Source organism: uncultured Streptococcus sp. (genome assembly GCF_963516515.1).
Classification (GTDB): domain Bacteria; phylum Bacillota; class Bacilli; order Lactobacillales; family Streptococcaceae; genus Streptococcus.
In genome coordinates this window covers 1-16,292 of the sequence record NZ_CAUQCJ010000038.1, presented here as the reverse complement: position 1 = coordinate 16,292, position 16,292 = coordinate 1, and the positions used below count along the sequence as shown (strand labels likewise).

The 16,292-nt window shown below is 39.8% G+C and carries 15 protein-coding genes and 1 pseudogene; 1 reads left to right on the top strand and 15 read right to left on the bottom strand.

All coding sequences use genetic code 11. The features are described from left to right. Positions 1-110: 110 nt before the first annotated feature. From nrdG to RYL77_RS07500, 14 genes and pseudogenes are all read right to left on the bottom strand, one after another. Positions 111-701 (bottom strand): anaerobic ribonucleoside-triphosphate reductase activating protein, encoded by a 591-nt coding sequence (gene nrdG, locus RYL77_RS07565; RefSeq protein ID WP_315010837.1) that lies wholly within the window; start codon positions 699-701, stop codon positions 111-113. Beyond that, positions 694-1,200, bottom strand: coding sequence for a GNAT family N-acetyltransferase (locus tag RYL77_RS07560; RefSeq protein WP_102210337.1), 507 nt, complete (start codon positions 1,198-1,200; stop codon positions 694-696). The genes nrdG and RYL77_RS07560 overlap by 8 nt, the downstream gene beginning before the upstream one ends. Positions 1,201-1,243: 43 nt before the next feature. Beyond that, positions 1,244-1,384: a hypothetical protein gene (locus RYL77_RS07555; RefSeq protein ID WP_000521618.1), complete on the bottom strand. Its 141-nt coding sequence runs from the start codon at positions 1,382-1,384 to the stop codon at positions 1,244-1,246. Positions 1,385-1,395: 11 nt separating this feature from the next. After that, positions 1,396-3,603, bottom strand: a complete 2,208-nt coding sequence (gene nrdD, locus RYL77_RS07550) for an anaerobic ribonucleoside-triphosphate reductase (protein ID WP_315010836.1) — start codon at positions 3,601-3,603, stop codon at positions 1,396-1,398. Positions 3,604-3,719: 116 nt separating this feature from the next. Further along, the gene (locus RYL77_RS07545) at positions 3,720-5,276 is read right to left on the bottom strand and encodes a damage-inducible protein CinA (protein WP_315010835.1); all 1,557 of its coding nucleotides are present in this window, start codon (positions 5,274-5,276) and stop codon (positions 3,720-3,722) included. Positions 5,277-5,532: 256 nt separating this feature from the next. Further along, positions 5,533-7,065: a cardiolipin synthase gene (gene cls / locus RYL77_RS07540; protein ID WP_315010834.1), complete on the bottom strand. Its 1,533-nt coding sequence runs from the start codon at positions 7,063-7,065 to the stop codon at positions 5,533-5,535. Between the two features lie 244 nt (positions 7,066-7,309). Continuing rightward, a complete protein-coding gene (locus RYL77_RS07535; protein ID WP_042901726.1) occupies positions 7,310-7,774 on the bottom strand; it encodes an SP_0198 family lipoprotein in 465 nt (154 codons plus the stop codon). An 84-nt stretch (positions 7,775-7,858) separates the two neighbouring features. Further along, a complete protein-coding gene (locus tag RYL77_RS07530; protein ID WP_315010833.1) occupies positions 7,859-9,109 on the bottom strand; it encodes a folylpolyglutamate synthase/dihydrofolate synthase family protein in 1,251 nt (416 codons plus the stop codon). A gap of 352 nt (positions 9,110-9,461) precedes the next feature. Beyond that, positions 9,462-9,767: a DUF1292 domain-containing protein gene (locus RYL77_RS07525; RefSeq protein ID WP_000017620.1), complete on the bottom strand. Its 306-nt coding sequence runs from the start codon at positions 9,765-9,767 to the stop codon at positions 9,462-9,464. A 15-nt stretch (positions 9,768-9,782) separates the two neighbouring features. Then, complete coding sequence (gene ruvX / locus RYL77_RS07520) at positions 9,783-10,202, bottom strand: Holliday junction resolvase RuvX (protein ID WP_033609357.1); 420 nt, start codon at positions 10,200-10,202, stop codon at positions 9,783-9,785. 3 nt (positions 10,203-10,205) lie between these two features. Next, positions 10,206-10,472 (bottom strand): IreB family regulatory phosphoprotein, encoded by a 267-nt coding sequence (locus tag RYL77_RS07515; protein WP_000507059.1) that lies wholly within the window; start codon positions 10,470-10,472, stop codon positions 10,206-10,208. Positions 10,473-10,558: 86 nt separating this feature from the next. Further along, positions 10,559-11,128 (bottom strand): SP0191 family lipoprotein, encoded by a 570-nt coding sequence (locus RYL77_RS07510; RefSeq protein ID WP_125420548.1) that lies wholly within the window; start codon positions 11,126-11,128, stop codon positions 10,559-10,561. A 65-nt stretch (positions 11,129-11,193) separates the two neighbouring features. Beyond that, the gene (gene spx / locus RYL77_RS07505; protein ID WP_000591165.1) at positions 11,194-11,592 is read right to left on the bottom strand and encodes a transcriptional regulator Spx; all 399 of its coding nucleotides are present in this window, start codon (positions 11,590-11,592) and stop codon (positions 11,194-11,196) included. A gap of 135 nt (positions 11,593-11,727) precedes the next feature. Then, a pseudogene (locus tag RYL77_RS07500) lies at positions 11,728-11,955 on the bottom strand (magnesium-translocating P-type ATPase); the annotation flags it as partial. A gap of 137 nt (positions 11,956-12,092) precedes the next feature. On the opposite strand from RYL77_RS07500, the gene RYL77_RS07495 reads away from it, so the two are divergent. Then, positions 12,093-13,826, top strand: coding sequence for an IS1634 family transposase (locus tag RYL77_RS07495; RefSeq protein WP_315010832.1), 1,734 nt, complete (start codon positions 12,093-12,095; stop codon positions 13,824-13,826). 190 nt (positions 13,827-14,016) lie between these two features. On the opposite strand, the gene mgtA is transcribed toward RYL77_RS07495, so the two are convergent. Next, positions 14,017-16,292, bottom strand: a 2,276-nt coding sequence (gene mgtA, locus RYL77_RS07490; RefSeq protein ID WP_315010831.1) for a magnesium-translocating P-type ATPase, incomplete at its 5' end; no start/stop codon positions are given.

Sequence of the window (16,292 nt, the reverse complement as noted above, 5' to 3'; positions counted from 1 at the left end):
TTCTCATACTAAAAGCTAGGGTGTGGGAAACTGGAAGTTAGTTCTAGAAGTTACCTGAAAATGTTTTCTTTTTTGATAGGTCATTTATTTAAATATTCTATGGAAGAAAGTTACTCTCTCTTCACCTGTTCATAGCTTTCTTTTCCGTCATTAAGCTTGTCCCAAATGACTACTTGCCCACTTTTAAGTGATTTTTGCACATCGATAATTCGTTGGTTGGACGAACCTCGAAACTGAAGCATGAGATTTCTCTTAGTTCGATCATACCGTCCGTCTACAAGAATGTCAATTAGTGATAAGAGTTCCAATTTATCCGGTGTCTCCAGCATCATTTCTTCCCAAGTATAGCCCGTCCAGGACCAGATATCTTTGTCTGGCAATTCCTTTCGGATGCGTCTAACGAGAGGCAAGAGAATGCCCGTATTGAGAAAAGGCTCTCCTCCTAGCAAAGTCAAGCCTTGAACATAGGGCTGAGCAAGATCTGCCATGATCTGTTCTTCTAGCTCTGCAGTGTATGGAATGCCAGCATTGAAAGACCAAGTCGCAACATTATAACATCCCTCGCAGTGAAACATGCAACCTGATACATAGAGAGAGTTACGCACACCTTCTCCATCTACAAAGTTAAAGGCCTTGTAGTCGATGATACGCCCTTGACTGAGTTCCTCGCTTTTCCATTCTTGTGGTTTTGGATTATTCATTCGCTACCTCTATCCAATAACGCTCGACTCCATTACGAACATCCTCAATGAGACCTCCATTTGCTAGAATGACTGCTCTACTAGCAGGATTATTCACGCTACAGGTCACAAGAGCTTTCTTGATATTCTTTTCCTTAGCAACTTGCAAACCCTGACGGAGAGCTTCCTGGGCATAACCTTTGCCTCTTTCAGATGGTCGGATGGAATAGCCAATGTGGCCACCTTTTTCTAGTAGGAAGTTATTGAGGCGCAATCGGAGGTTAAGAAATCCAAGTGCTTGACCTTTCCCGGAAAAAGCTACTAACTGAATTGCTGGGACCCATCCTTCAGGCAGATTAATCCCCATTTCCTGATTCTGATTGCTTTCCAACCACTCTTCATACACAAAGTTCTCTGTATCCCAAAATCCTCCATCATGGGCTGATTGGCTCTTTTCAAACTCTGCCATCATCTCTAAAACTGTTTCTTTATCTGCTAATCTTGGTCTTCGTAGTTCCATCCTTACCTCCCACTAAGAGAAAAGCGAGAGCTGACTCTCACTTTTATTTCTTCTTATTCTTGTTTAAAAATTGTTCTCTGAGGTTGAGCAAGCGTTCTTTTTTACCAGCTCCACCTTTAGAGTGTTTCTCGTGATAACGGGTCACTTGTGCACGCCCCTTATCGTCTAATTGATATTTTCCCATTTCAGTTCTTTCTAATTTGTTACTTGATGGCCAGCTATTTTAATCGTTGATCCATTCATGTGTTTGACACGCGCAGCGATTTCCTTGTGACGGCCATTGACCATAGGTCTCGCTTGAGGATTGCCTAGATAGCCACAAGTCCGTTTGACCACATCTACTGTTTTAGGATCGCTATTGCCACAGTTTGGACAAGCAAATCCTCTTTCAGTTGGTTCAAAATCCCCTTCAAAGTCACACTTGTAGCAACGGTCTATGGGAGTATTGGTGCCTAGATAGCCTACACGGTCATAGGCATAGTCCCAGACAGCTTCCAAGGCTTTAGGATTTTGCTGAAGGACTGGATACTCACAATAATGGATGAAGCCACCTGACGCACCTGCTTCTGGATAAACTTTTTCAAAATCTAGTTTTTCAAACGGTGTTGGATTTTTACGAACATCGTAGTGGAAAGAATTGGTGTAGTATTCCTTGTCTGTGATATCAGGAATAGAGCCGAACTTCTCTGTATCTAGTCGGCAGAAACGATCTGTCAAACTTTCAGATGGTGTTGAGTAGATCGAGAAATGATAGCCGTATTGGTCTGACCACTCTTCTACACGGCGTTTCATATCACGAATGATGTCCAGCGTGAATTCCTTGGCGTCTGGATTGTGTTCCCAGCTACTTCCAAAGAAAACTGTCGCTACCTCGTACAAGCCGATGTAACCCAGCGAAACGGTTGCCCGACGATTCTTAAAGAGCTGGTCAACACTTTCTTCTTTACCTAGACGATAACCAAAAGCACCGTATTGATACAGGATAGGAGCATTCGCTGGTGTCGCCTCTTTAGTGCGTTCAACACGATAAACCAAAGCATCTTCTGCGATATTCATACGCTCGTTGAAGATTTCCCAGAACTTATTCATGTCGCCCTCAGATTCGAGGGCAATGCGAGGAAGATTGACCGTCACAACACCCAGATTCATACGGCCTGAATTGACCTCGACACCATTTTCATCCTTCCATCCTTGAAGGAACGAACGACAACCCATAGGTACCTTGAAAGAACCAGTCAAGTCAACAATCTTATCATAGGACAAGACGTCTGGGTACATACGCTTGGTTGCACATTCTAGTGCCAACTGCTTGATGTCGTAGTTGGGAGTTCCTTCCTCTAAGTTGAGGCCTCGTTTCAGAGTAAAAATGAGTTTAGGAAAGATGGCTGTGCGGTGTTCTGAACCAAGACCCTTAATCCGAATAGTCAAGATAGCTTTTTGAATTTCCCGTTCAAAACGACTAGTTCCTAGACCAAAACCTAGTGAAGTAAAAGGTGTTTGACCATTTGAAGTGAAGAGAGTATTGATTTCATACTCAAGAGATTGCATGGCATCGTAGATGTCTTTTTGGGTTTTCTTCCAAGCGTAATCTTCCCGTTTTTCAGGCAAGACCCACTCTTCCGCATCTTTGAGGTGTTTTCGGTAATTCTTCTCTGCGTACGGTGCCAAGACTTCATCGATACGGTCAGCTGAACACCCCCCATACTGGCTAGAAGCAACGTTGGCGATGATTTGGGAAATCTGGGCTGTCGCAGTCTGGATAGACTTGGGACTCTCTACCTCTGCATTTCCAATCTTAAAACCATTTTCCAACATCCCTTTAAAATCAATCAAACAGCAGTTGGTCATAGGGGTATAGGGACTGTAGTCCAAGTCATGATAGTGGATATCCCCTTTTTGGTGGGCATTGGCTACATGCTTAGGAAGCATTTGCAACCCGATTGACTTCCCAACAATTCCTGCTGTTAAATCACGTTGGGTGTTAAAGACATCGCTGTCTTTATTGGCATTTTCGTTAACAACCGCCTGATCTTTATTGAGAAGCTTATGGATACTAAAGTTAATATCTGTCGCTTTTGAGCGTTCAAAATCCCTTTGTGTCCGATAAGTGATATACTCCTCAGCCAGAGCATATTCTTTGGCTTCAAGGAGTTCATGTTCTACAATATTTTGGATTTCATAAATCTTAACCCCTTGTGGAAAGCGACTATGAATTTCTGTGACAATTCGCTCAGTCAGAGCATTGAGGCGTTTTTCGACTAAGGGTGTCACATCCATAACCTTGTCTGCCGCCTTGTGGAGAGCCTTATCAATCTTGTCCACATCAAATACAACACGTCTCCCATCTCGTTTCTCGACGAAGAGAGTTGGCAAAATTGTAATTTTTTCTTCTAGTGCAATCATATGCATGCTCTTTTCTAAAATGTTCTTTCTAAAAAGTATTATACCACTCTAAAAAGAAAAATCAATATCTTGTGTTAAAAATCCTAAAATTTTTAAAAATACACAAGATATTGATTTTATTGTTTAATTTTATAAACTTTAAACTCTGAGTAATCGGTCTTTACTTGTTGGTAATTTTCTTTTAAAAGTGTTTCTACTTCAGACAAGAGCGCCACCTTATCATTCACCACAATCACCTTAGGTTGATTTTCTTTCAAATCATTGATCAAACTAGTTTTATTTTCTTCTGTATTCGTGTAGAGAAGAGGGGATGGGAACATGGATCCAGACAAACGCTGGCTTTCTTTATAGATCTGAACATGGGAATCCCAGATATAGATTTGGTCTCCCTCGCTCGTCTCTTGTCTTATTCTATCTACTACTTGATGCTGTTCACTATATGAAGCTGGATGCAAGACAAAACGAGCTACAAAAGGAACTGCAATTAGATAAACCACTACTAGAATCGGTAAGTAGAGATTTCCCCTCATAAATTTTTTCCATAAATTTGGAACTTCCTCTCTTCTCCGACAACGAGCTCCTCTAGCTGAATGTTTTCCACGAATACTGGCCATCAAAAGAAGGAGTAAAAATGGAAGGATTAGAATCAAACGCGAACCGTGAAGAGGTTCTTGAGAAAAAAGCAACAAGGCTAGTACAAATAAGAAAACAAAGCTAGCTGGTACTGAGATGACATATAATTTAGATTCTTTAGATTGGAACAAACCGAGAAAAATAAGGATGAAGGTTCCTAATCCAAAGGTTAATAGACCATAGAATAAAGTATTTTCTACTAACTGGGGATTAGTAAAAGTAATCATAGAAGTAAATGGATACAAAAATCTACTTAAAGCCTCTCCAAAACCTCCTGAAATGATGACATAGTAGCCTAAAGGATAAAATAGGAGAGAAAAACCAAGTGCTGTCGTAAAAAATTGATAAATTCCATGTATAAAGCGTCCATGTCCAATATTAAAGACCAATAAACCTACAGTTATCGCTACAATAAATAGAAGACTAGTTAGGGGTTCTATGAAAAATGATAGAGCCAAGAAAATCCCCAAACGTAAAAATCCCTTGTCATTATTAGGATTTGACAGATAGCCTGCTACTAAAGAAAAGCCTGCAAATAAGAATGGAAGAGCTAAAATCGTAGCATAGCCTCCTCCAAAACCAAGACCAGATACCAAAATATAAAATATCGTTAAAAGTTGCTTAGCTTGATCCCTTTGTCCTGTCAGATAGTCAGTTGCAGAAAAAAGGAAATACCCCCCTCCTAAGAGGGCTAGCCATTCTACCAAGGCAAAAAGGATACCTCCTTGGGTAATGTAAAGTAGTAAATAATAAAGAAGACCTTGACCAGAATAATAACTACTGTATAGCTGTCCTCCCTGATGCAAAGCCCACCCAATATACAAATCCTGCGCCTGAGAGGGACTTACCATATCTAAGAGTAAAGGAAGCACCACAGAAAAAACCGTTGCAATCGTACTTCCAATGATGAGTCTGAAAAATGGGAAAGCTACACGCTCTTCTTTTTCCGCGTGAGAATCAAGGTTCCTATCCAATCTATTTTCTATTTCATTACTCTGTATCGTTTCGGATACTTCTTCGATTCTGCCATATACAGCCATATCGTTTCTCCTATTCAATTTATCTGTCTTAGTATATCAAAAAGACCTAGAATTGTCAGCTTGCGATGGCTGTTTGAGCGATTTTTTGCATAGTTTCACAAAGGTTTCAATTTCCCGAAATCGATGTAAATGCGTCTGTTTAAATGTCGTGATATAGTTCAATTCCTTCTGAGTCAGCATCGTTTCTCCCCTATATCTTTCTATTCGTAAAAAGCAAGACAAAGAGGACTCAGTCGTATCCTAAGTCCTAGATTTCTTATAAGATAGGGGCAAATAACTGAGCAATTTCCTTAATCAATTTTTGATACCAGCTATTTTTTATCGTATGAGGGAAAATTTCTTGCGATACCGAAAAAATCTCTTGAAAATCTTTTTGAATCTCTGTGATTGATTCCGTTTTATATAACAAAACTGCATTTTCATAGTGGTGAAGCAAACTTCTATAATCTAAGTTAATGGTTCCAACTGCAGCAAAGTCCTTATCCACTAAGATTTGTTTACTGTGAATGAAGCCTGGACTATACTCAAAAATTCTTACTCCTGCCGATAACAAATCCGAATAGGCTCCTCTTGTGATGAGTTGGATTAATTTTTTATCTGGAATGAAAGGGGTCACAATGCGGACATCAACCCCCCTCATAGCTGCATTTTTAATACTCTCAGTTAAATCATAGTCAATAATTAAATAGGGCGTTGTAATATAGACTGAATCAGTAGCCTGATTAATCAAACTTTGATAGACTTTTTTCCCTACCTGAGTACGGAAGATGGGTTTGGGTCCACTACCATAAGGAATGCAGAGACCTTGACTAAAACAAGGCTGATTTTCCAAGTGATACTGATCAAAATCGCTGATTTCCCCACGATTGATATACCAAGTCATCAAAAAGAGACGGGTGAGAGCCTTGACACCAAGGCCATCTAAGCGAATCCCACTGTCCTTCCAATAGCCAAAGCGTTCTACATGATTGATGTACTCATCGGCTAAGTTAATGCCTCCTGTATAAGCTACCTGACCATCTATGACCAGAATTTTACGATGGTCCCGATTGTTGTAAGCCACCGTCAGACGAGGAATTACCTTATTAAATTTATGGGCTTCAATTCCTCGACTACGAAGCTGAATAGTGTAGTCTCCAGGCAAAGTCGCCATACAGCCGATATCATCATAGAGCATCTTGACCTCTACACCCTGAGCTGCCTTTTGCTCTAGTATGTCTAGTATGCTATTCCACATCAGACCTTCTTCGACAATATAGTACTCTAGAAAGATAAACTTTTCAGCTTTCTTGAGGTCTTCCAACATATATTGCCACATGCTTTCACCCGAAGAAAAGAATTGTGAGTCTGTTCGATCATAGACATCGGCGTTACTATCCATACTTAACAAAGATTTGATAACTCCGTAAGCCGCCTTATCCTCTTCCTTCAATTTCTGGCGGAGAGCTTTACTGTTATCCTCCCGAAAATGCATGGAACCAAGTTTGTCCAACTGCTTGATTTCTTTTTTGGACAATCGCCTTTCACCAAACATTATATAGAGCAAAGGACCAATAACAGGAACAAAAGTCACCACTAACCACATTACTTTGCTTTCAGGCGCCATGGAGCGATTGACAATAGCAACAATGGTCGCCATACTCATAAAGATTAAGAGAATCACCCAAAGAATAGGAGCCATGCGACCTAAATAAAGAAAGAGACCAAAAACAAGAGAAAGTTCAAGTAGCATAATCAAAAGACTAAAGCCATACTTGGACATCAATAATTGAAATTTCCTATATTTCATATCCCCTCCTTGATAGTTTGAATGCTAAAAACAGGTAATTGATACTCTTCGAAAATCTCTTCAAACCACGTCAGCTTCACCTTGCCGTACTTAAGTACAGCCTGCGGCTAGCTTCCTAGTTTGCTCTTTGATTTTCATTGAGTATGATACTAGTATAACGCAGGTATTCGGTAGAAGGCAAGTATTTATGGTCATTTTTCTAAGTAATCATAAAAGAGACCGAAAAATCCAGTCTCCTTCTAGTCTATTTTGATAAAACGATACGATCTGAAGCGTCTCTATCCATATCGTCGATAATCATCTGATTGCCATTAATTGTATAAATCTTGGCATCATCACCAATAATCATGCGTTGATTAGCGGCATCGAAGCTAACCTGCTTGATTTCTTGATCTCCGTCAGTTTCTACCTGTGTCCATGTACCAGTTGTTCCAGTTACCACTAAAGTGATACGGTCTCCTTCGTCCTGACCAGTATAAGTTCCATCAATATTAGTTGGTTGAGCTGTAACTGTATTTTGTGAAGAACTTGTTGCTGCCTGGTTGCTATTTTCTGTAGACGATGAAACAGTAGGTTGTGATTGCTGAGTTTGTTGAGTTTGCGATTGAGCTACTGGTTGTTGAACTTGTTGAGTTCTTTGTGAACAAGCTACTAAGAGACTAAGACTTGCTAGAGAAGCAAGAGAAAGTGTGAATGTTTTTAATTTCATGATGAATTTCCTTTCTGCTACCGATTTAGAGAATGTTTCTTCTAACTGGTAGTTCCCCTAGTATAACAAGTTCAAAAAAGGAGGTCAATTTATCTGCTCATGGTCCAGTAGGCAGCCCCGTACTTCTGAGATAAAATAGAGAGATCCTGTAATGAACAATAAGTCCTGCGCGTCGGCTCTTTCTTCGAAACTGCTGATAAATTCTCGGTAAGAAGGAATGACGTCGTAACCCGTTACATCTGTCTCGTCCAGAGAACCTTGATAGTCAAAACCAGTCACCTTGAGTTCCACCTGAGGTAAATTTTCAGTCAGATAAGCCAACATCCCTTGATAATCCTTACGTTTCAAGGCTCCAAATAGGATTTGAGGACGATATCCTTCCTGCTCTTTTTCTTTGATAAACTCAACCAAGCGAGTCAAGGCAGGGAGGTTATGAGCACCATCCAAGTAAATCTGTGGATGAATACGCTCCAAACGACCAGCCCAATGGGTCTGTTTCAAGGCCTTTCTTACAGCCTGTTCATCAACAACTTCCTTTCCTTCTCCCATAAAAAGAAGAAAAGTTTGCAATGCCAAGGCCGCATTTTCCTGCTGATAGGCTCCTTCTAAACCTATTTTCAACTGCGAAAGATTCAGCAACGAACTTGAAAAATCACTATTCAGCATTGAAAAATCCTGACCTGCCTGATAAAGGTCAACAGCTAAAGATTCCGCTTTTTCCTGACAGACAAGGCTAGCTTCTGGAGCTAGCTTAGCAATCACTGCCTTCTTACCAGCCTTGAAAATACCAGCTTTTTGCTCTGCGATCGCTTCTAGACTATCGCCCAAGGTCTCCTGATGGTCAAGCCCAATGGAGGTGATAACAGCAATCTCTCCAGTTACCACATTAGTCGTGTCAAGTAGGCCACCAATTCCTACTTCTAATAAAACCAAATCCACTTCTTGCTCCCTAAAATAAAGAAAAGCAACTAAGGTCAGCAATTCAAAAAAGGACAACTGATCATGGGTTTGCAGAAGCGTTTTCTCCATCTCCTTGACCTGATCAGCCAAACGGATGAAGTCTGCATCTGCTATAGGTTGCCCATTAATGCAGATTCGGTCATTGATAGAGACGATATGAGGGGAGGTAAAGGTCGCAACTTTTTTGCCATGTCCCATAAATAATTCCCTCATAAAAGCAATGGTAGAGCCTTTCCCATTAGTCCCTGTTACGTGGATAATAGGGTAAGACTTCTCTGGATTCTCCAACAAATCCACCGCTTGTTGCATTCGCCCCAAACCTGATCGAAAATTCAAACCAATCCGACTGTGAAGCCATTCTTCTACTTCAAACATATATATCTCCTTGACAAAAGTCCAATCAATTACCACATCAAAGCATGATGACTAATAAAAACAAGGCCAGGATTTTCGTCCCGACCTCTAACCTGGTTAGCTAATAACTAGCTACTATGAATATTAACTTGGGCTAAAAACACCCCCAGACTTACCAGTCTCTCTTATTTAAAGGAACTGGGGTAAAAATATCCCCCGAACTTACTGACGGTTTTTATTTTTAGCGTCAGGCTAAAAACGTCCCCCGGACTGCCTGCGTTTCTAATTTCTAGCGCAGGGGTAAAAACGTCCACTGGACGTTCCAACTCTTCCAATTTCTAGGAGTTGGGCTGATACAGTCTCCCAGACTGTATCACTCCTCCATAAAGCTGTTGAAGACTTCTTCAATCATGTTCCATTCGTCTTCTGAGTCTTCTGGGATTGGTTGCAATTCGCCTTCTGTTCCATCTTCGTTTTCGATGAATGAGTAAGCTTGGATTTCAACTTGTCCGTCTTCGTCTTCTTCTGCGTTAACTGGCACTAGAAGAACATAGTTTTTACCAAATTCTTCTTTTCCGTCAATGGTCAAAAGGATTTCAAACAAGGTTTCATTTCCTTGCTCATCTACTAGTGTGATTAATTCACGTTCTTCGTGGTCGTGGTTATGATCGTGTGACATAGCCTCTCCTTTATATTAAAATTTTCTATCTAAATAATTTTGTAAAATCAGCTGAGCTGCTAACTTATCAATGACTTTCTTACGTTTATTGCGACTTATATCTGCTTGTTCAATCAACATGCGTTCCGCAGCAACTGTTGTCAAGCGTTCATCCTGATAGTCTACTGGTAAACCAAAAAGCTCTTCTAGCTTTGCTCCGTATGCCTGACTAGCTTCCACGCGCGGTCCGCTTGTATTGTTCATGTTTTTAGGTAAGCCCACTACAAATCGTTCCACCTTGTAAGCATCAACCAGCTCCTTAACGCGGTCAAAACCAAATTGGCCTTGCTCCTCATTGATTTGGATGATTTCAAGCCCTTGAGCTGTAAAACCGAGCGGATCGCTAATAGCCACCCCTACCGTTTTTGAACCGACGTCCAATCCCATAATTCTCATAGATTACAGATCGACTCCTTGTCCTTTAAGGTAGTAGCGAACCAATTCCTCAACGATTTCATCACGCTCATACTTACGGATTTGATTTCGTGCATTATTATAACGAGGAACGTAGGCAGGGTCTCCACTCAATACGTAACCTACGATTTGGTTAATCGGGTTGTAGCCCTTATCGTTCAACGAAGCATAGACATCAGTCAAAGTTTCGCTAATTTCTTTTTTATTGGAATCGTCCAATTTAAAACGTACTGTTTCTTCAGTAAATCCCATTCTAACACCCTCTTTCCTTAGAATAGTACCATTATAGCATAATTCCTTACCTTCTACAATTCAGGCAGTCTATTTATTTGGATTTTCTACTGTTCTGTCGCACCATTTACCAATCTGTCTGAAATATATTTGCTTGGTTCATTTTTCAAAAGATTTTCTAAACCAATGTTCTTCAAATATTCTAACTGAGAAGCCTTCTTGACATCCAAAACTTGAAAATCAAAACTAGTCGTTGTTTGAAGTTCTGTTGCACTCAATAGTTTAGTTTCAAGCTTAAATCCTGCTAATTTACGAGCTTCTATGATGGTCTCATCCTTCTCCTCTGCCTCGAGAAGAGCTTTTTGAGTTTCTTCCACTCCGTGTTGGTCAATATAGGTCTTCAACTCATCAGAGACTGGACGTTTTTGTTGGATAGTTAGACTCAAAAAAGTCTTGTCTTTATAAGTAATGGTTTGGGTCTGCTGGTTACCATCATCTGACTTGGGCAAGACCAAAGTCTTGGTTACAACTGTATTCTTCTCAGCATTTTCAATAACTGGCAATGCCGACTGAAGCGTATCCTTTTCTGTTTTTGTAGCTTTTCCAGTTTCTTTTTTCTGTCCGCAACCAACCAGGACAAAAAGGAAAGCTAGACTAACAAGAACTATTTTTTTCATTTCTTTCTTCTTTCTTTTTGAAATTAAAATAGAATAAGACTGGGAATTGCTCCCAGCCTTGATGTTTATAGAGCTGCACGCAAACGTGCTTCTGCATTTTCTACATTACGGACAGAGCGTGGTAGGAAGGCACGAATATCGTCTTCCTTATAGCCAACTTGCAGGCGTTTTTCATCTACAAGAATTGGGCTCTTTAAAATTCTCGGTGTTTCCATAATCAGATTGAGGACTTCGTTGACACTCAAATCTTCAATATCCACTCCAAGGGCTTTGGCATAGCGATTTTTAGATGAAACGATGCTGGCTATTCCGTTATCTGTTTTGGTTAGAATATCCAGTAATTCTTCTCTCGTAATTCCTTCTTTACCAAGGTTTTGTTCTTTATAACTTAACTGGTGGGCATTGAGCCAGGTTTTTGCTTTTTTACAACTAGTACAACTTGAGACTGTATAAATTTTGATCATGTACCTACCCCTTTCGCTACATGTTACTATCAGTTTAGTCTATTATACCATAAAAAACATCCGACTTGCGACCTATTTTTAAATTTTTTTGACTTTTTTCGTCATTTTCGTACTTTTTTCTTGACAAAATGAAATTTACAGCCATTCTTGATATTTCTTGATATAGATTTTTTTCACAATTGTCACGCTAATCATGTACAAAATAATGATGAAAAGTAAAAAGATGAAATAAATCGGTTTTAAAGGAGTGAGATGAAGTAGGCTTGCGAGAGGACTGTAGGGAAGGAAGGTCACAAAGGCTGCAGCCAATAAGGTTGTCACAAGGACTAGCCAAGCTGGACGACTCTGTAAAAAGGGAATTTTATACTCGGGACTTTGACAGTTATGAAGTAAAAAAATCCTCATAAAGGTTGATATAAGAGCATTTTCTTGTCAAATTTTACCACTTTTTATTTGCGTACTTTCTCGTACTTTGTTATAATGGAGTGAGGTATGAAAAGATGAGAGTTAAACAATCAAAGTCAAAAAACACTATCAACTACGCTATTATTAAAGATATCAAGGTTGGAAATAAACGGACTTCTACTATCGTAGAAAACCTAGGCAATCATAACACAATCTTAAAAGAACATCCTGATATGGAACCTCTTGAGTGGGCTCGTTTACGTGCTAAGGAATTAACCGAGAAAGAAAAAGAAGAAAATAAAGATTTCCTCATTACCTTTAGTCAAAACAAACAGTTAAAACAAAATCAATTGAACGAATATCATGGAGGCTATCTCTTCCTACAAGACCTCTATCATCAATTAGATCTGCCTAGAATTAACAAAGAAATCCAAAAACGACATCGTTTTAATTTCTCTCTAGATGAGATCCTATCTCGCTTGATTTATGGACGGATTCTAGCTCCTGCTTCAAAACGATCTACCCTAGAATTTTCAAAAACATTACTCGAACCTAAAGAATTTGAACTCCAACATTTTTATCGGGCTCTTGAAGTTATTTCTAATGAAACAGAGTTTATACAAGAACAAACCTATCAAACTTCAAAAAAGATGACTCAACGACAGACAGAAGTCCTCTACTATGACTGTACTAACTTCTATTTTGAAATTGAAGATGAAGATGAGGAGGGGCTTCTGAGACAATACGGCCCATCTAAAGAACATCGCCTAAATCCAATTGTGGAGATGGGACTCTTTATGGACAAACAAGGAATTCCCCTAGCTTTCTGTATCCACCCTGGAAATACAAATGAACAAACAACTCTTAAACCATTAGAAAGAAAGATTGTCAAGGATTACAAGGCTTCAAAATTTGTAGTCTGTACAGATGCTGGACTCTCATCAAAAGCCAATAAGGTGTACAATTCTTTTGGAGAACGTTCCTATGTCACAACTCAATCTATCAAGAAGTTAAAGAAAGAATACAGAGATTGGGCTTTGGATAAAAGTGGTTGGCGAATGGTTGGGGATAAGAATCCTATCTTTTACAATCTGGATGAGCTAGAACACAGGGAGGAATTAAAAAAACAACTTTTCTTTAAAGAATCTCCTTTTTATGATGAAGACTTACCAAATCAACGCTTGATTGTGACCTTTTCTACTAAATATCAAGACTATCATCGAACGATACGAGAGAAACAGATTGAACGGGCTAGTAAGTTACTGGGCAAGCCCAGCCAAGCTACCAAGAAGAGACAAACCGATTTTAAGAGATTTCTGAAAGAAACAAGTACTACTAAGGAGGGGGAAATCGCCGAGAAAAGGATTCTAACTCTTGATGAGGAACGAATTCAGGAAGAGGCTCAATATGACGGTCTTTACGCTATAGCTACTAATCTAGATGAAGATATTCAGACAATTGTAGCCATCAATCAAAGGCGGTGGGAAATTGAAGAGAGTTTTCGTATCATGAAGCAGGAACTACGAGCCAGACCAGTTTATCTCAGCCGTTCAGATAGGATTCAAGCACATTTCACTATTTGTTTCCTAGCACTAATGATTTATCGTCTCTTGGAAAAACAAATAGGAGAAACAGTCACCTGTTCAGAACTCATCCAAACCTTACGCAATTATAAGTTCAAACATCTTTATGGAGTAGGATATCTTCCAACTTACACCAGAACAACTATCACGGATCAACTCCACCAAGCATTTGGCTTCCAAACTGATTTTGAGATTATAAGCGAAAAAAATATGAAAAAAATTTTTAAAAAAACCAAATCTCGATAAAAAGTACGCATTTTTTTAAAAGAGAAAAAGAGCTCCGAAAAGCTGTTATAGCAGCATTTAGGGGCTCTTTGTTTTCAAAAAACTGTTAAAGATGGGATTATACCATAAAAAACATCCGACTTGCGACCTATTTTTAAATTTTTTTGACTTTTTTCGTCATTTTCGTACTTTTTTCTTGACAAAATGAAATTTACAGCCATTCTTGATATTTCTTGATATAGATTTTTTTCACAATTGTCACGCTAATCATGTACAAAATAATGATGAAAAGTAAAAAGATGAAATAAATCGGTTTTAAAGGAGTGAGATGAAGTAGGCTTGCGAGAGGACTGTAGGGAAGGAAGGTCACAAAGGCTGCAGCCAATAAGGTTGTCACAAGGACTAGCCAAGCTGGACGACTCTGTAAAAAGGGAATTTTAGCTGAACGCAACATATGGATAACCATGGTCTGTGACCACATAGACTCGATAAACCAACCTGTCTGGAACAAGACAATAAATCCTACGGCCGACTCTGCTCCATGAACATAGGCATGACCTGTCGTCATGGGTACAATGATAAAATAGAGCAAAATAAAGGTCAAAATATCAAAGGCAGAAGAGATAGGCCCCATCCAAACCATGAAACGTGTGATGGACTTAGCTTCCCAGGTATGCGGATTTCTCAAAAAATCTTTGTCCACCTTGTCAAAAGGCAAGGCAATACAAGACAAATCATAGACTAGATTTAGGATAATCAAATGGACTGGTGCCATTGGTAAAAAGGGTAAAAAGATTCCAGAGACCAATAGGGATAAGATATTTCCAAAATTAGAACTCACTGTCATTTTGATATATTTGGTCATATTGGCATAGACCTTACGCCCTTCAACAAGTCCTTTTTCCAGCACCATGAGATCCTTATCAAGTAGGATAACATCAGCTGTTTCTTTGGCAATATCTACTGCTGTATCAACAGAAATCCCCACATCTGCAACTTTCATAGAAGGAGCATCATTGATTCCATCTCCCATATAGCCGACAGCATGACCATTAGCCTTAAATTGCAAAATAATCCTTGCTTTTTGGTCAGGAGAAAGTTTGGCAAAGACGGTTACCTCCTCTACGGCTTGGGCCAATTCTTGATCACTCATCTGATCAATTTCAGACCCTAACAACATCTGATTGATATCCAAACCAACCTTTTCACAGACTGCTTGGGTAACTTTTTCGTTGTCTCCCGTTAAAATCTTTGTTTGAACCCCATGTTCTAACAGAGCCTTAATTGCTGGTGCTGCAGATGGTTTAGGAGGATCTAGGAAGGCTAAATAACCAGTTAGAATCATATCCCCTTCATCATCAACTGTATAGGCATGACCTTCCCTCAAACCTGACTTATAGGCCACTCCCAAGACACGCAAACCTTGTTGATTTAGTTGTCGGACTTCTGCTAAAATTTCTTCTCTAATAACATCTGTCAAGGGAGTAATCACTCCTTGGTATTCCGCATAACTGGAAATCGTCAACATTTCCTCTAGGGCACCCTTGGTTACCAAACTAACAACTTCGTGTTCATCCTTAACGATAACACTCATCCGTCTACGTTCAAAATCAAAGGGAAGCTCATCTATTTTTTGAAAAGTTTGAGCCAGATTTTGGAGGATAGCGTGTTCTTTAGCTTCCTTTTCAGTCCGTTTGATGATGGCTCTGTCCATCAAATTTTTCAAGCCAGTTTGAAAATAGGAATTGAGATAAGCTCGTCTCAAGACAGTCAAATCCAAGCGTCCGTGGATGTCCAAGGGATATTCTAGAACGATTTCATCTTGGGTTAGAGTTCCTGTCTTATCTGTACACAAGATATCAATCGCCCCTAAGTCCTGTATGGCATTGAGTTTCTTGATAACCACTTTTTCCTTGGCCATGATAATGGAGCCTTTTGCTAGGCTAGCGGTAATAATCATAGGAAGCATTTCAGGTGTCAATCCAACACCAACACTCAAAGCAAATACGCCAGCTTCCAGCCAGTCGCCATCTGTTAAACCATTGGACAAGAAAACGATGGGCACCATGACCAACATCAAACGGATCAAGAGCCAAGAGATACTATTCATCTCCCGCTCAAACGAAGTGGGCTCATCATAGGTGTTCAGAGTCTGCTCAATGGCCCCCATCATGGTATCATCACCAACTGCTAAAACCACAGCCTTGGCACTACCAGACAAGACATTGGTTCCCATAAAAGCCAGGGATTCGGCTTCGAGAAGACTATCAGCTTGTTGAACTGTTGCCTTGGTCAAGGCCAATTTTTCAACAGAATCACTTTCGCCTGTCAAGCCAGACTGTTGGACAAAGAAATCGCGTGACTCAAATAACAGAAGATCTGCTGGAATCATATCCCCAGCGCTTAATTTAACCACGTCACCTACTACCAAGTCATCGATAGGTACTTCTTGGATTTCTCCTTGACGAATGACAGTCGCTGTGTTGA